The organism is Paenibacillus sp. 1-8 (assembly GCF_056316205.1).
Window position 1 is genome coordinate 3,862,601 of sequence record NZ_CM149995.1, and the last position, 22,038, is coordinate 3,884,638.

The window sequence follows — 22,038 nt, forward strand, 5'->3', positions numbered from 1 at the left end:
TTGAATAAGGTGGTTACAAAATGGTTTGGAGTTATGAAGAATTAATTGATAGTATCCATGAGAATTATCAAGACTATAAAAATGATGAAATGATGAGTAGTAAAGAGTCAATTGCAAGAACACTATATGATTTTGAAGGATTGATGAATAGAAGTGAGACAGACAAAGCTTTAATTAATGTGGTTTACGGAGAAATTCTATTAACTCATCCAAGAGTTTTGTATACCGTTAAAAACAATTTAAGCAGAAGATTGTCTGAACTAGATTTTAATTTAATTGAGCAAGAACAAAAATTAACCCCTGAGCAATACAATGATTTATTTTATCGTAAAAGTTTCGTATTACAAGAGTTGGAAAATAAGGTGTTAGACTATTATCCGAGGGTATGTTGGTACTATTCTGAATTGACAGACGAAGTTAATGAATTTTTCAATCAAATAAACATAGAAAATGTAACTGTAGATGAAATTGTTATTAGTGTATTTCAACGCTTTGAACGTGATTGTAAAAATACATTAAGTGAAAAGATAATCGTGTATACAACGCTAGCCGAAAATTTATTATCTCATAAATTAACACAGACAGATGCTCTGCAGAAGATTAGACAAGAACTACAACAGTTTAATATGAAGGATATTCTTCAAGAGCAATTATTAGAAGAGGAACAAGAGGATTTGCAAAAGCGAATTAAGAACGTATTAGACCAAATAATCAACCCTAATTAAAAACTCAACAACTAAATTACACAAAACAATGACTGCCATCCCTCCCCATCAGAGTTAACATACACACACTTCAACCACGGGAGGGGAAACATACCATGTCAAATTGGCCAGAATGGTTTCTCGAAGCGTTACGCCAACGATTTTATCAATTAGAACTCGCCAGTGAACAACAGGCTTCATGTTCATCTGAGGAAAAAAACTTATTCACTCAAATGGATCAATTCAAAATTAGCCAAAACGAGGATTTCAACGTCTGTTATCTGAATGGGAAGAAGCCATAAGCTATCAGCTAAGTCAGGACAAGCAATCTATCTATATGGAAGGAGTAAAAGACGGGATTCGATTGATTCTTCCCGTCATGCACTCCACAAATATTCGTTAGCCTATTGATCGCATTAACCCCTATTTATATTAGTCCAATATTTCGTTTATGCTCATTCCATTTTTCAAATTAAAAACAAAATGCGCTGGTGAGAGAATCGTGATCTTCTCCACCAACGCATTAAATAGGTTATCATCAAATTGTTCCAGTATATCTTTCCGCAAGCTTAGAATTTGTATAATTTCATCTATACGCTCCTTGATTTTTGCTTGCTGCTCATTCTCTTCCTCCAGTGTCAGCTTCTGTTGTCGCATCTCGTTTAGTTCACTGGAAAGCCTGTTTGTTTCTTCTTCATATACGGCCTCATCAATCTGATTTCGCAGCTTGAGATTCACTAACTCCTTCAGGTCGGATTTCAATTGTTGCATCTGTCCTTCGATGTCTAATAACGATTTTTGCTCTACTTTGCTGGAAAGTGCTGATTCAATATTGGCTTTCAACGTTTTCATGAATCTTTCCTTGTTCTCATACATCCGGTTAAACACTCGTACAAACACGGAATGTAAAACTTGTTCATCGACTGATTTGGCATCACATGCTACTTTACCTTCATTTACATACGTTTTGCATTGCCATACCACTTTTTTGGATGAATTATTGCTGTTCTAGGTTCGGCGTTTAAAAATGGCTCCACAGCATCCACAATACACTTTACTGCTCAGTGCGTATTTACTGGAGTATCTTTTACTCTCTCCCATCACGCTCCCTTTCAGCTTGGCTCTCCGCTCCTTAGCACAACCTATGACCAGGTCATCCGTCAAGTGATTGCTCCTTATCCCGGAAGTGATTATATTGATATGGCACATAGCAGCCAAACGGTGGGGAAGTTTCTGATCCAGTACGAAGAGACCGATTGGCAATTTATTAGGCGGTTAGCCTCTCATACCGGGGCTGTACTGGTGCCTGATGTGACCTTGCTTCGACCTGCTTTCTGGTTCGGTATGCCTAAACTGGACCCGCCGATGGAACTGGGTGCGACCTCGTATGGGGCAAGCAAGAATCTTCGGAAAGATATAACCTACGAGGTGGAGAGCAAACAACCGCTGCCTTTGGGTCAGCTTGTCCGATTCAAGGGGCAGGAAATGGTGGTTGCTGGATCTGTCATTGAACTTGACAAGGGGATCATTCGTATGCGTTATACACTGGCTCCCCTCAAAGTATACGTCAGCCAAACAATATAATCCGCTATTGACAGGGTTATCTCTGGACGGAAGAGTGATCAAAGTCCACCGGAAAGCAACAGTGGTTTCCGTATTCCGACGAAGGGAATAACGCTTGGTATACGATGCCGAAAGTTGGAGGAAGAGTACAACTCTATTTTCCCGACCCTAATGAAAATCATGCCTTTACCACCAGTGCAACACGCGGTACAGGAGAAAAGATGCAAAGCCATCCCAAAATGAGAAATCCGAATGTAAAGTCGTTTGTGAATGACAGCGGTAAAACAATGGAACTGGCAGAGCGTAACATCACTTTCACAACAGGACCCGTGTCGATTATAATCATGTATTTTTGAGAGAAGCCATCCCAAATAGCGGCTTTTCATGAAAGCGTACATGCAAAGCAATGGTTAGAATTGGGTAAAAATAAATATTTAAAACAAAGTACCTTAGAAAGAGAAGAACATGTCTACAAAATAATAATGGAGAATAAAAATAATTTTACAAGAGCTGAATTATTTGCTACAGAACGATATATTTATAAATTGAGGAATAATGGACGTAAGGCGCCATTTGGATGGCCACCTGCAGATTCCAAAATATTTAGGGGGTGTTTAGATGAGTAATCCAAAATTTTCTGCATTGCAAGCGTTAAATGTTGCACAAGAGTACATCAACAAACGTAACAATAACTACAATCAATGGACAATTGATAGTGACACAAACAAATCTGTTCAGTATTATGATAAATTTTTTGCATTGACTGGTGGTGCTTGGGTTGTTGAAGTAGACTTCAAGGATTTTGAAGAGTTTCTGGTTATTTCTGATGAAGAAAAGGTAATTTCTTATTCTATATTAGGGATTGATAGAAATAAACTCCCTAAAATATATACTAAATTAACCATAGACAGATTGCTCCAAATTTCTAGAAATTATAATGACGAGTACCAATTAGAGGGAGTAATCAATTCCAATTCTGGCGAGTCAATAGCTTTTTATGAGAAATTTGAAGGTGTTGAAGGATAATCTTGGATTATTGATATAAAAGTACCACCATCACCGTTTGGTGGTGGTGATATGATAAGTCTTGTTCTTTCTGATGAAAAAGCGTGCGTTGAATATATGTTTGATCCGTCAGGGTACCCGGTTACCCCTCATTTAGATGATGAAGATGATGAAGATGATTAAGAAATATTTTGTATGTTACTTTTTGAAATGTGTCACTACCAACCTATAAGTTGAATAGCAGAGCTAAAAACTTTCTTTGAAAACGGAAGGAATCTATTGTAGTGTTACACGGCAGTTACACTGTGAGAGCAAGATCGTACAAAATAAAAACATGACAAACACGCTTGATTAACTTTCTAAGGCTTATTCCAACTTGAATCATGAGTTAGGAGTGAGTCTTTCCCCCATACAAAAACAATGACCTGCCATCCCTCCCCATCAGAGTTAACATACACCCACTTCAACAACGGGAGAGGAAATACACGATGTCAAACTGGCCAGATTGGTTTCAAGAGGCATTACGCCAGCGAATAACAGAATTCATGTCCATCAAAAGATGAGCATCTATTCACCAAAATGAATCAATTTAAACCTATTGATCGCATTATCCTAAGATTGTTTAGGTTTACATTTTAAAAGCAAGATCGTACAGTCCAGCTAGACACAAAACAACTTAACAAACACTTAAAGCGACTAAAGGAAGGTTTCAAAAATAAATTACTACTGAACATAATAGAAGGCTTTAGTAGCGTAGTGTTAAATAGAGAGGAAGAGAATATGAATGAGAAAATTAATTTGCTATATAAAATGCGTTTTATGGAAAACGAGGGGGACAATATAGAGGTATTTGAGAATATTCTGAATGATTATCTTATTGAAACTATATTTTATATTGCAAAACGTAATGATTTAGAAGAGGGTTTATTCAAATTGGCTTTGGGTACTTCCAAGATGTTGCCCCATGCAGAATTTTGGGCAGATAGAATCCATCGGACACTTTTAAATTCAAAGGATTTATTAATTTCTTACGGTAAAGCTTTGGAGAAATTAGAAGGTTCGACTAAACAGACAATCAAAGAAATTTTAATGGTGATTAAGGATGACGCTCCAGATTTATATTTAGATAAGGCTAATTCTCTATTAGAAAAAATAAGTTAAACATGGGGATCTGGCTGATTTGTATACACACAGTTAGCCCTATAACAGATTTTGAAAAAATGTTGTCGTGACTATTATCACGGTCTAACCTGTAAATTTAAGTTAAAATACAAACAATTTTAATTTGTTCCATCTAAGACCAAAAATACCGTGATGGATCACAAAGAAAAAAACAGGGAAGTGTACAAAGATGAAAAGAACTGATTTACCTCTTGTTTATTCATGCTCTGGATGTTCCTCCGCAGCACAAACCGCTAACATGATCGCTATAAAAATGGATCGAGAAAAAGTCGCTGAAATGTCCTGCATTGCTGGTGTTGGTGGTGATGTCAAACCACTTGTCAGAACAGCAAAATCGGGACGTGACATCATTGCAATTGATGGTTGTCCCTTGTCCTGTTGCAAGAGTTGCTTAGCAAGACATGAAGTTCAACCCAAACACCATTTCACGCTGTCTGACTTTGACGTACCCAAAGTAATAGGAGAAGATCCTAGCCCCAATCATTATAGGAATGCTTATACACAAATCTTAGAACTAATTGGACAATAATTCTTAATCAAAATAAAGGTGTGTATCGAAAGATTGGCTCACCTTTATTTTAATTCCTTCATGGGGTTGGGACAGTATACAGTAAAAGTATAGCTGGCTCTCATTATGTAACAATATCGTAAATTAGTTTTTACTGGTGGCTCCTAACACATCTTTAAGGGCCACCAGTATTATTTTTATACAGCAAAACATCTTTTTGATATGATTATTTTGTCGACTTTACTTCATATCATAATACATAGACAAAACACTTCAAGGAGGGACTTTATGGAACATTCCTTTTTAGGATTACCCGCATGGTCTAATGTTGACAATACTGGGTTTCACTACATCCTTTTTCTATCCAGTATTTTTTTACTCCCAGTTTAATCATTGGATATAAAAATCCTAAAGAATTTGGAGCTCTAATAGCCCACTCTCAAGCCTCTCCAGCACATTTTTTTTATAATTGTTATATGGAGGTAGTTCGTTTATGGGTCGGCAAGTATGTTGCTCTTTTGCGGTTTCAGTAAGACTCCAATCATACAAGTCTGGTAAGTAATTCACAATGTTCTTACTATTTAAAGGTACAACCCCCCGTTCATTTGACCACCACTTTATTTTGAAATATTACTCCAGCGATTTTATCAATTAGAACTAGCCAGTGAACAACAAGCTACAAATTTACCAGAAGATGAGCATCTATTCACTCGAATGGATCAATTCAAAATTAACATTGTCTTATATCCTTTTTGTTTGCTCACCATTTATTTTTTACTAAGGTCCATGAGCAACAACATTCTAGTTGTAGCAATCATGTCTTTTAACACATGTATTTCCCATCAACTCAAACTAGACTCGCATAAAAAAGCACCCCCTAGCATTCATCGGACAAACCAAGAGGTTTGATCCAATGTCTACACTAGGGGGTGCTCTTCCAATCAGAGGAATTTATTTTACCCCTTAACCGACCCGGCTGCGATCCCTTCAACAATCCGGTCGCTCATGATGAGGAACACGAGCAAAATGGGCAAAATGCTGATCATCAATGTAGCTCCGATCGCTCCCCAGTCGGTCGTATATTGTCCAATAAAGTTCTGGACGCCTACGGTCAGTGTTTTGTTTTCGTCCGAGCTGATGAACGTATTGACGAAAATAAACTCATTCCAGTTATAGATCATGTTAATAATAGATGTCGTTGCCATGACGGGGGTTGTCATGGGCAGCACGATCCGGAAGAACATCCGGTTGACGGAGCAGCCGTCCATAACGGCCGCTTCTTCCACTTCACGGGGCAAGGCGTAATAGAAGCCCAGCAAGATCATCATCGTTGTCGGCAGATTAAAAGCAACATACGACAGGATGATGGAGAGTGAAGTGTCTGTTAAATGCAGTTTGAGAAACATACTGAACAACGGAATCAAGGTGGAATGGACCGGAATCATCAGTCCGACCATAAAGAGTCCGAGAACCAGCTGACTTCCTTTCCACCGCATACGTGTGATAGCAAACGTTACAAAGCTGGCTAGCAGCACCGTCAACGCCACGGATATGACCGTAATCCACACACTATTGAAAAAATACCGCCCGATGTTGCCGCTGGTCCACACATTCATATAGTTCTCCCAATGCGGCTGGGACGGGAGTGCAAACGGCGGAAGGTTAAACACTTCCTGATTATTTTTAAGTGAGAAAAGCATCAGCCACACCAGCGGTAAAAGCTGCGTCACCGCCAAGATGATCAAAAGTGTATACAAAGCGGCATAACCGACCCGAGTTAACATTCTGCCGCGGGTAGCGACTCCAAGCGGATAGCTGGCGGCTGCCTGGGTTTTCATATCCGTTCCTCCCTCTTCCTGTCCTTTGTTACCCTCATCTGTTTGCATGACTGTATTATGAATACTGGATGGTGTCACTCGAAGCCGTAACCTTGCGGATCAGCCACGTAGCGATCAGACAGATGAGCAGCAGGGCAAAGGCTGTAGCGCTGCCGTATCCGAAATCAAAGCTGCGGAATGCCTGGTGGTACATGTAAGAAGCCATCACTTCACTGGCTCCGTTCGGTCCACCATCCGTCATGACGTAGATGAGGTCAAAATATTTGAGCGAGCCGACAATGGACAATATGATCGTGACGTTAATCACCTCGCGCAGCAGGGGCAATTTGATACGAGTCGCAATTTGCCAGGCACTGGCGCCGTCGATCCGGGCAGCCTCCACCAGCGTTTCGGGAATGTTTTTCAGCCCGGCATAATAGATCAGAATATAAAAGCCTGCATATTGCCAAATAATCGGGATGAACAAGGCAACCAGCACCAGAGACGGATTAGCTAACCATTCAGGCGGGTTGTGAACTCCGACCGACACCAGTAAGGAATTGAGCACTCCGTTCGTTGGATGATATATTTTGAGCCACAGCTGTGCGATCGCTACAGAAGACAGCAGCATGGGAATCAGATAAATTTTCCGCAGCAGATTCGCCCCCTTGATTTTTCCTGACAAAATCATCGCAATGACCAGATAACCGATCAGACTGATACCTGAAAACAAGGCCAAAAGCAGCGAATGCCAGGCACTTTGCCAGAACGCTTTGTCTGTGAACAAATGTTGATAATTATCCAGCCCCACGAAAGTCATAGGGCCGATTCCATTCCACTGATTCAGGCCGTAATAGCCGGTCAGTACTATGGGCACATATATCACGGCGAATGACAGCAGCAGAGAAGGCAATACATACAGAGCAATGACAAGCTTATTGGACATGACCTTTTCCACGGCCGAACCTCCTTAGGTGGTCAATTTCAATTTCTTTTCTCGATGGCAGCCTTATGCTGGTCGGCAAATTGTTGTGGTGTCACCGCTTTACCAAACAACGCCTGAATCATATTCAAATGCACCTGCGCCGCATTCGGCTTCATCTGTACATCGGCGAACAATGTAATGCTGCTGGCTTGATTCAGCTCATTTAGCAAATCAACATACAGCTTAGGCAAGCTTCCTTTGGAGGTGTCCACCTTCGTCGCCGGAATAACGCCCGCCTGTGTGACCGATTGCTCTCCCCATTTGACTACAAAGTATTCAACGAACGCTTTGGCCTCTTCTTTCACCTTGGAATTTTCCGAGACGAATAAGCCTACCCCCGGACCTCCTACCCAACTGTTCACGTTGCCCTTGCCGCCTGCAACCATCGGAAATTTAAAGAAGCCAATTTGATCTTTAAATGCTTGCGGGATGGCGGGATTGGTCGTAAAATTGGGCAATTCCCAAGTACCCATCAAATACATAGCCGCTTTGTCGTTCATAAACTCGGATTTCCCTTCATCATTGGACAAGCCGTTAAATCCTTTGTTAAAGGCATTCATATCCACGAGCGTCTGGATTTCGGAGGCCGCCTGAATTAAACCAGGGTCATCGAACGAGCCTGAGCCGTCAATCGCTTTTTTCAGCGTATCGTTACCCGCTATGCGGTCCGCCAGATACATATACCAGAGCGAGCCGGTCCAGCGGTCCTTATTGCCCAGTGCAATCGGTGCAACTCCATGATCCGCAAGTATTTTTACAACCTGCTTAAACTCGTCAAATGTCGCAGGTACCTTCAAATTATATTTTTGGAATATGGCTTTGTTGTAGTAAATCGGTGAAATGTTCAATTCGATCGGAAGCGCATACGTTTTTCCATTCAGTGCATAGGCTTCGGTCGTTCCCGGTACGAATTTCTCCTTCAGCTTGGAACCATTCAACAGGTCATCCATCGGCGTAAATAATCCACCTTTAACGTAAGGCTCCATAAAGCCTGCTGCCCAGGTGATGCCGATATCCGGCAATTCATTGGAAGCTGACAGCACTTTGAGTTTGTTTTTGTATTGTTCGTTTTCCAGCACTTCCTGCTGAATGACAACATTCGGATGATCCTTTTGGTATTGATCTATAATCTGGGTCACAAGCCTGCTCTGCTGTGCTGAGCTTCCCTCTGGCCACAGGTGCATCATTTTGAGCGTAATCTTTCCCCCTTCTCCATCGGAACCCCCTTGGCCATCCTTATCAACACCGCAACCGGATAGCACCAGCATGAATGACAGCAGCAGGGTCAACCCAGCAAACCATTTTCGCTGTGAGCGCTTACACAAACCATACTCGTTGGACATCGTTAGACCTCCGTTTGTTGTAATTATATTTTTTGTAACCGATATCATTTGTAAGTTTAGCACTCCATCCCTGCTTCCAACAGGGTACGCTCATTGGGTATAATTCCACTTTTATTGGGTTGTGGGCTGCCTATGCTATGCTGTCAGTGGATGTCCTCCGACCCTTTACGCATCTGCTGTCTGTAGCGGCTGGGACTTACTCCTTCGGTCGCTTTGAATACTTTAATAAAATATTTATCTGTCCGGTAGCCTGAACGCTCGCCGATTTGGGCAATTGTCAACTGGGTATGCAGCAGCAGCTCCTTGGCCCGTTGTATCCGCAGCCGGTGCAGATATTCGCTGAAGGACAAACCACTTTGCTCCTTGAACAAAACACTAAAATAGCTCGCATTCAGGTGTGAATGCGCGGCAGTCTGCGCCATCGTAATGGATTCGTGAAGATGCTCCGCCATATAGGTGAAGGCATATCGTACCGGATCACTAAGAGTAGCCGCCTGGAGATCAAGCTCCAGCAGAACAGGGTCAGCCAGCTTGTCCAGCTTCTCGTACCGCTGCCGCTCCTCTTCCAGCCGAAGCGCTTCATTTACCGCATTCAGCAGCTCCTGCTTATCAATCGGTTTGAGCAAATAATTGACGGCTCCCAGACGAAGAGCCTGCTGGACATAATCAAACTCCGCATAGCCCGAGATGACAATGATCGCTGGCCGTCGTGAATCCCGTTCCAGAGAGCGGATTAAATCCAGCCCACTGAATTCCGGCAACCGGACATCCGTAATCAGCAGATGAACCGTCTCCGCTCGCAGTATATTTAATGCTTCCAGACCATTACCCGATGTCATAATCCGGTATTTCCCGGCAGCCCATTGCTCCAGTGTCTGGTATATCCCCTGACGTGTTCGCTGTTCATCGTCTACAATGACAATGGTTTTGGATGAAGCACTCATTCCTACCGCCCTCCATATTCATCAGGAATTTCAAAAGCGACCACAGTTCCTTCCTGCTCAGCACTATGTATCAGCACACCGTCCGTTGGATAAGATTCGTTGTCATAATAGAGAGCAAGCCTGCGCTGCACATTAACCAGTCCCATACCGGTCCCCTTGCTCTGGCAGGCTGATCCCTCCGTCAGCGCTGCCCGCACAGCCGCAAGTTCCTCCGGTGTCATTCCAGGTCCGTTATCTGTGACCGCGATCTTGGTCCAACCCGGTCTGGCCGATGGAGTGACACGGATTTCAACACGGCCGTTGCCGATGCGATTTTCGACACCATGCAAAATGGCATTCTCTAGAATAGGCTGGATCAGCAGCTTAGGAAGCGGAATTTGGGCTGCCTCCGAAGGCATATGAATTTGCCAGCTCAGACGTTCACCCAGACGCATCTCCATCAGTTCCAGATAACGCCGGATTTGTGCCATTTCTTCCCCGAGTGTCACCCAAGAGTCATGGTGAGCCGGTTCGATAACATAACGAAACAGCCGCGACATGGACACCATCAGCCCGGCAAGCTCCTCCTCTCCCTTCTCCTGTAGCGACCAGTTAAAAGCATCCAGCGTATTAAAAAGAAAATGCGGATTGATCTGCGCCTGCAGTGCTTTAAGCTCGGTCTGGCTTTGTAAAACCTCCTTCTCGCAAATAACGCGGATCAATTCATTGATATCGACAATCATCGTGTTGTACTCTGCGTTCAATTCTCGCAGTTCGACGGCTGCTGCCGGTTCTGGATTCAGGGCCAATGCCCCTTCCCGTGAACGGCGCATCGCCTGAATCAAGTGACCTATCGGTCTTGTAATTAACGTAGACAGTATAAAGGACATGAACAGGAATAGCACGGCACCAAGAGACGCGGAAATGATAAGTGTAGTCCGTAAAACCGTTATTCCGTCTGTGACGACGCTAACCGGAATCAGGATCAGCAGCGACCAGCCCGTCCGCTCCGACTGCTGAACTGCCTTTACATATTCCCGCTCCCCAATATGAACCGTCTGTGTCTTGCTATGCAGTACACCTGACAAATCCGTCTGGTTCATAGGTTTACCCGACAGCAGTTGGCCTTGACGATCTACAAGCAGCATGGTTTCATCCGCTTCTTCATTGACCGCTGACGTACCATTCAGTCCAAAATAACTTCGCTCCATACGGGTAATCAGATATCCTCCACGTGAAAACCAGCGGTCTACCAGGCTCACCTGCCGAATCGCCAGCAGCGACCGTTGGTTCTCGGGATCAATGCCGATCCAGACCAGTCTTCCTTTCATCTGATTCGCTTCCCGGATGTCTGCCTGTCCGATACGTTCGTCCAGACTACCCTCTCTAATCGGAAACAACATCTTCCCTTCGGCGGTATACAGCTCCAGCGAGCCGACACTCGGCATATATGCCTGATAGCTATGCATCACTTGCAGTAGTGATTGACGCTGTCCGAAATTCACCTTGCCCCCATTGCGCTCCTCCAGCAAAATATGCTGAACAGACGGGTGATTCGCGACCTGCTCCGTCAAGCTGTCCATCTGGCCGATTAATGCATCCAGCCTACCGCTTGCTTGTACCGCAGTCTGACCAATATGTCGCTCGGCACTGTCTTTTAACAGGTGAGACACATTGAGATAAATGAACGCCCCCGCCACACTCATCATAATGAGCATTACCAATATAAAGCCGATAAAAATCTGATTACGCAACGTGTTTAATGGTTGGAACCTTGAACGCATATGCCTTCTCCCCCTGGACCATCGTAGAAAAATGGGTGATGATAACGCTTTCTCTTTTCCTATTCTATCGCATCGTTCGTCTTTGTTGGCGTATTATCAGCAGAGATTAATCAAAATGGACAGGAATGCTATGAAATAGAAAGGTCGTAGGGTAAACGAAAAAAATGACTCCCGACAAATGCAGGAGCCATCTACTGACAGTTAAACCGAAGCTTCTTTCAAATCACCCAAACTAAGGTACCGTCCAGGCTCCGAAGCTTGTATATAAAATAGGTATCCTATTGGAGCGTAGCCAAAATGCGGTCGCACAGCTCCATCGTTTTCACGTTATCCCGTCCACTTGAATCAGGCGTCCGTCCTTCTTGGCAGCAGTTCATAAAATGTGCGATTTCACCAACAAAACCGCGCAAGTACAAATCACGGTATCCGCCCGACATCGCGGAGGCTGACGGTGTCAGAACCGTATCGTTTTCCGCAAGGGATTTCCAAGGAAGCTCTGTATGACTCTCCGACTTGTGAATGATCAGTGTATTCACCTCATCCGCGTTCGCAAAACCGTGATCAAAGGTTACCGTGATGCCTTCACTCTCGCGTGTCCATGCTGTCATACCTGCGAAGTATAGGCTGCCCACTACACCATTTTCAAATTTTAGGGCAATCGTATGGGAAATACACTCACCGTTATCGTTCGCAAATCCGGTAACCTGCGCCACTTCCCCGAACAAATAACGTACCAGATCGACCATATGAATCGCCGCCAGCTTCATGAAATCTTCGCCGGTTTTACAAAACAGGGTACTGTCCACGAGAAATTTCGCCTGAAATGAGCGTGCGGCTCCAAGCGAGCCACCCTCAATCAATTCTTTTAATTTTAAGTATACAGGTGCGTAGCGCTTCATGAAACCGACCATCAGTACAACACCCGCCGCTTCCGCCGCATCTGCAATTTGGGCCGCTTCCTCCGCATTCCAGCCCAGTGGCTTGTCTACAAAGACATGTTTTCCAGCCTTAATGCAGTCCAGTACGAGCGAAGGATGATCTGCCGCTTGTGCAATCACGACAACTCCATCACAGTCTTCCTGCTCCAGCATAGCCTTGTAATTGTCATAAGGTGTGCCACTGCTTCCAAACCTCTGGAGCGCTGTCTTCGATCTGCTTAGATCTCTAGTCGCAATCGCTTGGATTTCAGCACCTGCCCCAATGACAGCAGGATATATATTCGTTGAAGCGTGAAAGCCAGCCCCGATAAAACACAGCCTCGCCTTGCTCATGTTGATCCCTCCCATGTGTACACTAAAATAATCCGATCCCATCGTACCATATTGCCGAAGTATATATACAGCGGCATAAAGATGAAGGACATGGTTTTAAAGGGGAACAAGATAAAAAAAACCTTAACAAAGATAATCCCTTATCCTTGTTAAGGCTTTGTCTGCATCACCAGTAACAATCCTTAAAAATACATTCAATAACAGGGTTCAAACATTATCTTGTGGATAACGAAGCCCATTTTTGCTCCAGCCACTGATCAAACTCAGCACCCTTGTCGCCTTCATAGACGTCATAAATATCGACTCTCATCTTGTGCAGCTTCTCGCGAAAATCGTTATAGGTATGGTCGGCTGGCTGGCTTTTTTTAATCCACACCAGAATCTTCGTCAGGCCCTTAACAAGCTCACCCTCTTTGCGCACAGGCGGCTGTACATTCTCCTCATCCGTTGAAATCCGTAAACCCCTCCAGGGAATTTACAGAAAATCTGCACGTGCTGGTGTAAATGCATCTAGCAGAATACCGCCGTCCTCCAGTGGGATACAGCCATGAAGAGTATCGGATGGAAAATGGATGCTGTCTCCTTCTTTGACGGTCTGGACTTCCTTTGTTTCGCCATTATCGATCATGAACTTAAAACTTCCCTTTATTACATAAGTGACTTGTTCATGGACATGCTTATGCAACGGGATCTCCCCTGTTTGGGCTTTAGCAAACATCACTTTGACATACATAAGTTGGTCGCTGTGGGCCAGCACTTTCCGGGTGGTATTACTGTCAACGATATCAATTTGAATATCTTGGTCGTTAAAAAACATGGATAATTCCTCCTCATTTAGAACACAAATTTTTGAGATGAGTTATTTTTAAAAACTTCATAAATCGATTTAGTTTAAAACCAGCGGAAAATAAGCCAAAGTACTCCGGAAAGGGTAGTAAAGTCGGGATCGGCGAACGTTACCCCTTCGGCACCCAAAAAAGAAAAGAGCGGCAAAGTGAGGGCCGGCAGCAGACAGAGCAAAAATCCATTAAGACAACTGGAAATGACAGCCCCTCTGAAACCACCGCTGGAATTGCCGAATATCGCGGCTGCACCACCAGCGAGGAAGCAGGCCATGATCCCCGGCACAATGACAGGCAATCCGACAAGCGGGAAAAGAAAGACGCAGGCAACGCCTGTGAAGAAGCTGACCAAGAAGCCTACCAACGCGGAATTGGGTGATTTGTCGAACAGTACCAGAACATCCACACCAGGGATTGCTCCAGGTGCGAACACTTGGGAGAACCCTTTGAAAGCGGGTACAATTTCAGTTGTGAACAGCTTAACACCTGCTTTTGCGATATACAAGCCGGCAGCAAAAATAGCTGACTGTTCGAGGATGAAGACGATATATTCTTTGCCATCCGATAATTTGCTGACATAATCAGAGCCAGCAACCAGTCCGGATACCAGCAAAAGCACAAGCATCGTCAAGGTCGTTGCAACATTGGGGTCGCGCAAAAAACTGATGCGGTCATTAATTTTTACATTTTCGGTGTCGTTTTCACGGTTGCCGAAAACTTTCCCTAAATAGGTACCTAGAATGTAAGAAGTCATGGAAGCGTGAGCAATCGTATATTCATCCGATTTAATAATGTTTTTGCTGGCATTCCGGAGCAGGTAAGGAAACACCGCCATATAGCTCCCGATTACCAAAGAACCGACGATGATCGTAGTCAGCGAACTGAGACCCAGACCTTTCATAACGGCTGTAGCGGCAAAGCTCATGAACAAAATCAAGTGAAGAGACAAATAAATGTACTTGAACTTGGTCAGGCGTGCAAGCACGATGTTAAGGATCATGGAGAAGAGCAGAATGAGCGCAGCATCCGCCCCGATCTGATCAATGGTCAGTGCCATAATGGCTTCATTGCTTGGTACGACACCTTTAAGGTTGAACGCATAAGAAAAAATTCGGCTGAAGTTAGTGAGAACGCCACCTAAAATTCCACCGCCGACCTTGATCATGGTGAAGCCCATGAAAGAAAGAGTAGTTCCCGTAATGATTTCTGATACTTTCTTCCTCTGGAATATAAGGCCGAGTAATGTCACAATCGCGATTATGATGGATGGCTCCCTGATAATACTCATAAACATTTCCATAGTAATCTCCGACTTTCTTTTATTTATTTTCCATTCTTACTAAATCGATTTAGTAATACTCGAAAAAAATTTCCCTTCCGGGAATGTAAAAAGAAGCAGAATTCCTTTTTGTGAATTAAATCACAACTCGCTCCATACATTATTCGTTTAAGCTTCATTCCTCCTCTATTCTTAAATCGCAAATCATCACTAAAATCAGGAACATACATAAATGAAAGGGTATTCATGACTCGAATCATAAGATCATTATAGCTCTTTATTTTCTTTTTACAATAGAATTTATAAAAACGTTTTCAAAAAGATGAAAAAGACTTATTCAAATCATTCAGTTCAATTTTTGGACAGATTCTCTGTGGTTAATGACCGGATTCAATCGGATGATTTCTGACAGCTCCTCATGATCCTGTTCTTTTTGATCAATTTTCTCCAGCAGCAGCCTCGCACTTCTTTTCCCCATTTCAAAGCTCGGCTGGGAAACGGTTGTGATCGGCGGATTATAAAAAGACGCAAAGGATACATCATCTATACCAATCAAGGAAAAGTCATTAGGTATAGTCAGATGGTTATTTTTTGCATAAATCAATACCTGCTCCAAAATCATGTCATTCGTAGCGATGATTGCGGTGGGCGGATTTTTCATGCGGAATAGTTGTCCAATAAGATTGGGCATTTCATCCAACCTGCCGCTTTTGATATAGTTTTCATTCACTGGTATATCATGTTTGCCCAACGTATTTCGATAACCTGACAGCCGCTCACTTCGTGTGGTGATCGCTTTTTTGCCTAAGGGGAACGTGATAATGCCAATGTTGTTATGACCATGCTCAATGAGTGCTTCAACCGCAAGCTCGCTGGCCTTTTCATTATTTAGCAGCACCGTGTCTACGCTGATTTCATCAATTTTTCGGTCCACAAACACGAAAGGATAGCCATTCTTGACAAGGGAAACATATAATTTCTTGTTCTCTTCCGTCGGGAAAATGATAAGTCCATCCACTTGCCGAGCAATCATCGACTGGACATACTTTTTCTCTTTGAGCGAATCATCATCGGTATTGCAGACAATGACCTGGACATTTTCCAGTTGGCATTCATCCTCAATTGCACGCACGACTTCTGTTGTAAATCTCGATAAAATGGTTGAAGAAATAACACCCACAATGAAGGTCTTCTTCTGCTTGAGACTACGTGCCACCTCATTGGGTATATAACTGAGATCCTCAATCGCTTGCTCGATCTTCTTCTTGGTGTTTTCACTCATATAGTTGTATCTCTTATGCAGAAACTGCGAAACTGTACTCTTCGACACCCCTGCACGTTCTGCAACTTCCTTCATCGTTGTTACCATGGTTACCCTCCTTTCTTTTTCTGCATGTCAGGCGTGTTGATTTCAAATATATATATTCTGCAACCTGTATGTAAAGTGTATTTCACTTTATTATATACCTTCTTGTACAGAAATCTTAGAAATATACGAATTTTATGAACTTGTTTGATGGAAGATTTGAACATAAAATAAAATTGTAATCGGTTACAAATATATTCAAATAAAGGAGGAAGCAAAAAACATGAAGAAAAAAGGGTTGAAAAAAACATTTTTCGTCATTGCCTCCCTCGTAATGGGCTTCACACTGTATGGCTATACTCCCGCTTCGGCAGATGCAGCCAGTGTGAAAGGATATTATCACACCCAAGGAAACAAGATTGTAGACGAATCCGGGAAAGAGGCGGCATTTAACGGCCTGAACTGGTTCGGTCTGGAAACCCCTAATTACACCTTGCATGGACTGTGGAGCCGCTCAATGGACGACGTGCTGGATCAGGTGAAGAAAGAAGGCTACAATCTCATCCGTCTGCCTTACAGCAACCAGTTGTTCGATTCCAGTTCCCGTCCGGACAGTATTGATTATTCCAAAAATCCTGATCTGGTCGGATTAACTCCGATTCAAATTATGGACAAGCTGATCGAAAAAGCTGGACAACGCGGTATTCAGATTATCCTTGACCGTCACCGTCCAGGCTCAGGTGGACAATCCGAGCTGTGGTACACGTCCCAGTACCCTGAGACTCGCTGGATTAGTGACTGGAAAATGTTAGCTGAACGATATAAAAACAACCCTACCGTCATTGGCGCGGATTTGCACAACGAGCCACACGGTCAGGCAAGCTGGGGTACAGGCAATGTCTCCACAGACTGGCGTCTGGCGGCACAACGTGCAGGGAATGCCATTCTGTCCGTGAATCCGAATTGGCTGATTCTCGTAGAAGGTGTGGACCACAATGTACAAGGCAACAATAGCCAATACTGGTGGGGTGGCAACCTGACAGGTGTAGCCAACTATCCTGTCGTTCTGGACGTACCAAACCGTGTCGTATATTCTCCACATGATTACGGCCCTGGTGTGTCTCCACAGCCATGGTTCAACGACCCGGCCTTCCCTTCCAACCTGCCAGCGATCTGGGATCAAACCTGGGGCTACATCAGCAAGCAAAACATAGCTCCGGTGCTGGTCGGTGAATTCGGCGGTCGCAATGTTGATTTGTCTACTACTGAGGGGAAATGGCAAAATGCACTCGTAGACTATATTCGTGCCAACAACCTGTACTTTACGTACTGGTCCCTGAATCCGAATAGCGGCGACACAGGCGGTCTGCTGCTGGATGACTGGGTTACCTGGAATCGTCCGAAGCAGGATATGCTGAGCCGGATTATGAAGCCTGTAACCTTCGTAGCAGCGGAGCAAGCGAAAGCAGCAGCCGAATAAGCCTGTCGCCTGCTCCGCGGGTGTATGACAACGGCCCATCCTTTGGGCATTTGACACAGGAGGTCGAAATCAGTACGATTTCGGAAGCATGTGTTAACGAATGACCACATATTTAGGATTGGATTCGGTGCTGATGTTTCTGGCCGTAGCACTTACTGGAGACCATTACGCCGCTGAGTGTGTAGCTTTCTGGCAGACTGCCCATGTTTTTTGCTGATTATCGTGAATTTTTGAGTAACTACGTAGTATACTCATTGTAAAAGCCGCTTTCCCTCCTTCAGGAATCAGGTCATGCCAGACCTATGGAGGGGTGAAAAGCGGTTTTTTAATGTATTTCATAATGAAGAGGTGGTGCTCACAAAATGTTTGGAATCATAAATTATGAAGTATTTTTGCTTACTGGAATCCTCCTAAATCTAATTCCTGGTGCAGACACAATGTATATAATTGGGGAAAGCATTGCACAGGGGAGAAAATCCGGTGTGTATTCTGTTTTCGGTATCATTATTAGACTGGATGTCTTTATTCCACGCGGCTTTTCGAATCGCCAAGCCGACAGACTCCATATAATAAGTACTAGACTGATCCTAGAAATTGAAACAGCGACATCCAAGGACAAGAAAATAAAGTCCTAGACTGTCGCTGTTTCATTGAACTATCGTGTCCCGTTAGTTGGATCGACTGGCTTGTTCTTATGGGTGTATCAAACTAAATTTAGTTCAGCATATAGATTGAAACTCATCCTTTAGTATGGAGTACATTTTTAAATCCTGATGTCTCCCTTTTATGAAGAGCCCCTTTCTAATAATTCCTTCTAATGACATTTCCGCCTTTTCCATAACTCGTGCAGAACCGATATTTTCTAAATAGCATTTTGCTTGAATACGAACCAAGTCCATATTGGTAAAACCGAATTTAATAACTTTTCTTACGGCTTCCGTTGCGATACCCTTTCCCCAATAATCCGGTGATAAGGCATATCCAATTTCGGCAATTTTATGCTGTCTATCCCATGTGGCGAACTCTATTGTACCAATCAACCTACTATTTTCTTTATATTCAATACCCCAATGAACCAAGCTCTTATTATTCCACTGGATAAGTACTCGCTCAATCGCCTCTTTTGTTTCTGTGATTGTTTTGTAAGGATTCCAAGATGCGTACTTCGGTACTTCCTCATTAGAACAGTAATAATACATATCCTCTGCATCTTCTAATGTTATCTTTCTTAGTTTAAGTCGATTGCTCTCTAAGACTGGTAGCGCATTGAACACATCTTCCATATGAACACCCACCTAGTTTTGTATACATTGGTTATAAGGAGATAAGCCTAGTCCTCCTAAGATAATATTTAAATAAATTCCAGATCGGGTCTGTGTTTTCCTTCCTGAACAAGTTCGCACTAAACTGCCCGTTAGCCATTCATGCATCCTACGTTGCACCACAGTGTATGAAAGTTTAATTCGTTCTTTCATAGTAGCTTATGGGACGTAACGAGTCCAATACTTTATTTTCTTTGGACAACTGGGACTCTTTACATTTACAAGCCATAGCCCCTGGCAACCGTCATTACGATTTTTGTCTGGGGATTTGCCGCATTTGGCACCGTGCCCGGATTTCAGATGCGTGTGCTGGACAAAGCCAAATTTGCTCCCAATCTGGCGTCCGCACTCAATATCGGTGCTTTTAACCTCGGAGGTGCGATGGGTGCATGGCTTGGCGGGATAGTACTGGAAAGTCCATTGGGGCTTCAATCTCTTCCCTAGGTAGCCGCTGTGGTTACACTGCTTGGCCTCATCGTCACACTATGGAGCTGGCATGGGGATGTTAAAGATAAGAACTCGAAGAAACAGAAAACCTGCGTCGTTTGAAATCCAGAAAGGAGCATGTATCCTGTCCAAAAAAGTAGCACTTGTCGTAGGAGCGACTGGGATTATTGGGAGTTATATTTTGGAGCATATCAGTCAATTGGAGGATTGGGACGCCATCGGGATTGCCAGAACGATTCCAGCCCAGCATCCAGAACGATATGTCAGTATGGATCTGTTAAATGAGGTAGACATTCAGGAAAAATTAAGGGAGATACCAGAGGTAACTCATATCTTTTATGCAGCCTATCAGAACTTTCCGGCTCTCTCCAAAGAACTAATAGAAGTAAATACAAGTATGCTAGAGCATGTTGTAAAAGCCGTGGAAGAAAAATCCGGTTCTCTGCAAAGAGTTATTTTGATGCAAGGAGCCAAGGTGTACGGTTCTCATCTGGGGAAGTTTAAAACCCCGGCCAAGGAAAGTGATCCTCGTCACCTTCCTCCAAACTTTTACTATAATCAAGAAGATTTCTTGCGAACGCACCAACAAGGAAAAGGATGGTCTTGGACGATACTCAGACCTGATGTGGTCGCTGGATTGTCCATAGGGAATCCGATGAACCTCGCCATGCTGATTGGGGATGTCTTCAGATGGGAACATATATGGCCCAAATTTGCCGAATGTTTCGGAATGGATACTGCCCCTGTGCAAACCATTTCATTATCTGACATGATGCCACTGCAAAAGGAAACCTGGGATGCTATGGTACAAAAATATGATCTACAGCCTACCCCTTATGAAAAAGTAGCCGCTTGGCCATTTGGCGATTTAATATGGGGAAGTGAATATGATGTGATCACTGATACGACAAAAATAAAACAATTTGGTTTTCACGAAGTTGCCGACAGCGAAACCGTATTTCTCGATCTGTTCGCCCAGTTCAAAAATCAGAAGCTGATCCCTTCATCATGAAAACTTAACTCATGCTTCGTCCTAGCTGCTCGACCTTGCTCAGCCAATCGTTGCGCTGCTGATCTGATAATTTATTCATGAGAGCAATTGTAGTAGAACGCACCGGTTTGACACCGCATAAATGCAGCGTGGAATCCTTCATCATCCGATGCCCAGGCTGTCCCTGGAAAAATCGGTAATACCAGCCCGGTCCGTCCATCGTAGTAATGAGGCGGGCCGTTCTGCCTTTTAAGAGCTTGTCAGGCATGGATTTCCCTTTTTGATACTTAAACGCAAATCCCGGCATAATGGTACGGTCAATGAAACCCTTCATTAATGCAGGCAAGCTCCCCCACCAGATCGGAAAAACGAAAACCAGATGCTCCGCCCACTTAATGGATTCCTGAGCCTTGATTAAGTCCGGTTCCAGCGGCAATTTATTGCGATATCCACCTAACAGATTAGGATTAAAGTCCAACGCGGATAACTGCAATAAACGCACCTCAGCCCCCGCAGCCTCCGCTCCTTTTACATAGGATTGAGCCAGCGCTTCTCCATAACTGCCAACGACCGGATTTCCCTGAATAACCAATATCTTTTTAGACATTCGAGCCACTTCCTACCCTCATATTTTATTTTTAGTTAGAAAACACTAACTTTATATTTAAAAAGAAAAGGTCACTACTGACCTTGACTTAATAAAGCGGTTAAACGTTCCTTGACCTCCGTTGCAAACGGAATAAGCTGCTTGGGTAATTCACCCTCCAGACTGGACACGGACAAGCGTGTAATGGCTCCAATAATGAGCGTACCGGATAGCTGGGCATCCTGCTTGGGCAGTTCTCCGTGCCGAATCCCCTGCTCAATAAATTCGACTAACGCCTCTAGCGGCTCCCGGACATTCGAGCTTTGGCTTGCCTCCACATATAGCTCATGATGCTGTGATAACAGAAGCAGACCATACTGATCTTCATCGTGCATCACAAGCACCTCGTCCACCAATTGATGAAAACGGCTAATGAAGCTCCCGCTCTGCTTGCAATAGAAGTCAATCAACGTAGTGTAGCTGTTGCAATACTGCCCGAATACTTCCAAGGCCATCGCATCTTTACTCTTAAAATGCTTATAAATCGCGGCATCTGTCACACCGGCAGCCTCCCCGATTTCTTTGACAGAAATGCCATCGATGCCCTTGGTCGCAAATAAGCGCATAGCTGCTTGCATAATATCCTTCTTCTTGCTATCTACATGTGTTTTCTTGTTCATAAACATATAGTAAGTGATAA

At 43.7% G+C, this 22,038-nt stretch carries 22 protein-coding genes and 2 pseudogenes; 10 read left to right on the plus strand and 14 right to left on the minus strand.

Features of this window, described 5'->3' with window-relative positions; all coding sequences use genetic code 11:
• Window positions 1–20: 20 nt before the first annotated feature.
• The gene (locus tag AC0WRU_RS17695) at window positions 21–725 is read left to right on the plus strand and encodes an Imm3 family immunity protein (RefSeq protein ID WP_476125760.1); all 705 of its coding nucleotides are present in this window, start codon (window positions 21–23) and stop codon (window positions 723–725) included.
• 95 nt (window positions 726–820) lie between these two features.
• Window positions 821–1,006 (plus strand): hypothetical protein, encoded by a 186-nt coding sequence (locus tag AC0WRU_RS17700; protein WP_476125761.1) that lies wholly within the window; start codon window positions 821–823, stop codon window positions 1,004–1,006.
• A 130-nt stretch (window positions 1,007–1,136) separates the two neighbouring features.
• Here the strand turns inward: AC0WRU_RS17700 and AC0WRU_RS17705 are convergent, their stop codons facing one another.
• Window positions 1,137–1,556: a hypothetical protein gene (locus tag AC0WRU_RS17705; protein WP_476125762.1), complete on the minus strand. Its 420-nt coding sequence runs from the start codon at window positions 1,554–1,556 to the stop codon at window positions 1,137–1,139.
• 348 nt (window positions 1,557–1,904) lie between these two features.
• Here AC0WRU_RS17705 and AC0WRU_RS17710 point away from each other — a divergent pair, with 348 nt between their 5' ends.
• The 5 genes from AC0WRU_RS17710 (at window position 1,905) to AC0WRU_RS17730 (ending at window position 4,983) form a co-directional block, all read left to right on the plus strand.
• On the plus strand, window positions 1,905–2,288 hold the full coding sequence (locus tag AC0WRU_RS17710; RefSeq protein ID WP_476125763.1) for a hypothetical protein: 384 nt from the start codon (window positions 1,905–1,907) through the stop codon (window positions 2,286–2,288).
• A 350-nt stretch (window positions 2,289–2,638) separates the two neighbouring features.
• On the plus strand, window positions 2,639–2,893 hold the full coding sequence (locus AC0WRU_RS17715) for a zincin-like metallopeptidase toxin domain-containing protein (protein WP_476128671.1): 255 nt from the start codon (window positions 2,639–2,641) through the stop codon (window positions 2,891–2,893).
• Window positions 2,886–3,293 (plus strand): hypothetical protein, encoded by a 408-nt coding sequence (locus AC0WRU_RS17720; protein ID WP_476125764.1) that lies wholly within the window; start codon window positions 2,886–2,888, stop codon window positions 3,291–3,293. Before AC0WRU_RS17715 ends, AC0WRU_RS17720 begins: the two co-directional genes overlap by 8 nt.
• A gap of 759 nt (window positions 3,294–4,052) precedes the next feature.
• On the plus strand, window positions 4,053–4,433 hold the full coding sequence (locus AC0WRU_RS17725; RefSeq protein ID WP_476125765.1) for an Imm30 family immunity protein: 381 nt from the start codon (window positions 4,053–4,055) through the stop codon (window positions 4,431–4,433).
• Window positions 4,434–4,623: 190 nt separating this feature from the next.
• Window positions 4,624–4,983, plus strand: a complete 360-nt coding sequence (locus tag AC0WRU_RS17730; protein WP_476125766.1) for a putative zinc-binding protein — start codon at window positions 4,624–4,626, stop codon at window positions 4,981–4,983.
• Between the two features lie 935 nt (window positions 4,984–5,918).
• On the opposite strand, the gene AC0WRU_RS17735 is transcribed toward AC0WRU_RS17730, so the two are convergent.
• The 10 genes and pseudogenes from AC0WRU_RS17735 to AC0WRU_RS17780 form a co-directional block, all read right to left on the minus strand.
• On the minus strand, window positions 5,919–6,800 hold the full coding sequence (locus AC0WRU_RS17735; RefSeq protein WP_476125767.1) for a carbohydrate ABC transporter permease: 882 nt from the start codon (window positions 6,798–6,800) through the stop codon (window positions 5,919–5,921).
• Between the two features lie 55 nt (window positions 6,801–6,855).
• Window positions 6,856–7,737: a carbohydrate ABC transporter permease gene (locus AC0WRU_RS17740; protein WP_476125768.1), complete on the minus strand. Its 882-nt coding sequence runs from the start codon at window positions 7,735–7,737 to the stop codon at window positions 6,856–6,858.
• Between the two features lie 26 nt (window positions 7,738–7,763).
• Complete coding sequence (locus AC0WRU_RS17745) at window positions 7,764–9,107, minus strand: extracellular solute-binding protein (RefSeq protein WP_476125769.1); 1,344 nt, start codon at window positions 9,105–9,107, stop codon at window positions 7,764–7,766.
• Window positions 9,108–9,250: 143 nt separating this feature from the next.
• On the minus strand, window positions 9,251–10,051 hold the full coding sequence (locus tag AC0WRU_RS17750) for a response regulator transcription factor (protein WP_476125770.1): 801 nt from the start codon (window positions 10,049–10,051) through the stop codon (window positions 9,251–9,253).
• A 2-nt stretch (window positions 10,052–10,053) separates the two neighbouring features.
• The gene (locus tag AC0WRU_RS17755; RefSeq protein WP_476125771.1) at window positions 10,054–11,814 is read right to left on the minus strand and encodes a cache domain-containing sensor histidine kinase; all 1,761 of its coding nucleotides are present in this window, start codon (window positions 11,812–11,814) and stop codon (window positions 10,054–10,056) included.
• Window positions 11,815–12,092: 278 nt separating this feature from the next.
• On the minus strand, window positions 12,093–13,085 hold the full coding sequence (locus AC0WRU_RS17760; protein ID WP_476125772.1) for a Gfo/Idh/MocA family protein: 993 nt from the start codon (window positions 13,083–13,085) through the stop codon (window positions 12,093–12,095).
• A gap of 214 nt (window positions 13,086–13,299) precedes the next feature.
• Window positions 13,300–13,524, minus strand: a pseudogene (locus tag AC0WRU_RS17765) (HEAT repeat domain-containing protein); the annotation flags it as partial.
• A 36-nt stretch (window positions 13,525–13,560) separates the two neighbouring features.
• Entirely contained in the window at window positions 13,561–13,902 is a 342-nt protein-coding gene (locus AC0WRU_RS17770; RefSeq protein ID WP_149093768.1) for a cupin domain-containing protein, read from the minus strand.
• A gap of 74 nt (window positions 13,903–13,976) precedes the next feature.
• Window positions 13,977–15,221 carry a PTS ascorbate transporter subunit IIC gene (locus tag AC0WRU_RS17775; RefSeq protein WP_476125773.1) on the minus strand — a complete coding sequence of 415 codons (1,245 nt, stop codon included), beginning with the start codon at window positions 15,219–15,221 and terminating at the stop codon, window positions 13,977–13,979.
• A gap of 331 nt (window positions 15,222–15,552) precedes the next feature.
• Window positions 15,553–16,575 (minus strand): substrate-binding domain-containing protein, encoded by a 1,023-nt coding sequence (locus AC0WRU_RS17780; protein WP_476125774.1) that lies wholly within the window; start codon window positions 16,573–16,575, stop codon window positions 15,553–15,555.
• Between the two features lie 220 nt (window positions 16,576–16,795).
• On the opposite strand from AC0WRU_RS17780, the gene AC0WRU_RS17785 reads away from it, so the two are divergent.
• Together AC0WRU_RS17785 and AC0WRU_RS17790 are read left to right on the plus strand one after the other, a co-directional pair.
• Complete coding sequence (locus AC0WRU_RS17785; protein ID WP_476125775.1) at window positions 16,796–17,992, plus strand: glycoside hydrolase family 5 protein; 1,197 nt, start codon at window positions 16,796–16,798, stop codon at window positions 17,990–17,992.
• A 362-nt stretch (window positions 17,993–18,354) separates the two neighbouring features.
• Window positions 18,355–18,498: pseudogene (locus tag AC0WRU_RS17790) on the plus strand (LysE family translocator); the annotation flags it as partial.
• 213 nt (window positions 18,499–18,711) lie between these two features.
• Here the strand turns inward: AC0WRU_RS17790 and AC0WRU_RS17795 are convergent.
• A complete protein-coding gene (locus AC0WRU_RS17795; protein WP_476125776.1) occupies window positions 18,712–19,275 on the minus strand; it encodes a GNAT family N-acetyltransferase in 564 nt (187 codons plus the stop codon).
• A gap of 541 nt (window positions 19,276–19,816) precedes the next feature.
• On the opposite strand from AC0WRU_RS17795, the gene AC0WRU_RS17800 reads away from it, so the two are divergent.
• On the plus strand, window positions 19,817–20,773 hold the full coding sequence (locus AC0WRU_RS17800; RefSeq protein ID WP_476125777.1) for an NAD-dependent epimerase/dehydratase family protein: 957 nt from the start codon (window positions 19,817–19,819) through the stop codon (window positions 20,771–20,773).
• A gap of 4 nt (window positions 20,774–20,777) precedes the next feature.
• Here the strand turns inward: AC0WRU_RS17800 and AC0WRU_RS17805 are convergent, their stop codons facing one another.
• Together AC0WRU_RS17805 and AC0WRU_RS17810 are read right to left on the minus strand one after the other, a co-directional pair.
• Window positions 20,778–21,359, minus strand: a complete 582-nt coding sequence (locus tag AC0WRU_RS17805; RefSeq protein ID WP_025683516.1) for an NAD(P)H-dependent oxidoreductase — start codon at window positions 21,357–21,359, stop codon at window positions 20,778–20,780.
• 74 nt (window positions 21,360–21,433) lie between these two features.
• Window positions 21,434–22,018, minus strand: a complete 585-nt coding sequence (locus tag AC0WRU_RS17810; protein WP_476128672.1) for a TetR/AcrR family transcriptional regulator — start codon at window positions 22,016–22,018, stop codon at window positions 21,434–21,436.
• Between the last annotated feature and the right edge of the window lie 20 nt (window positions 22,019–22,038).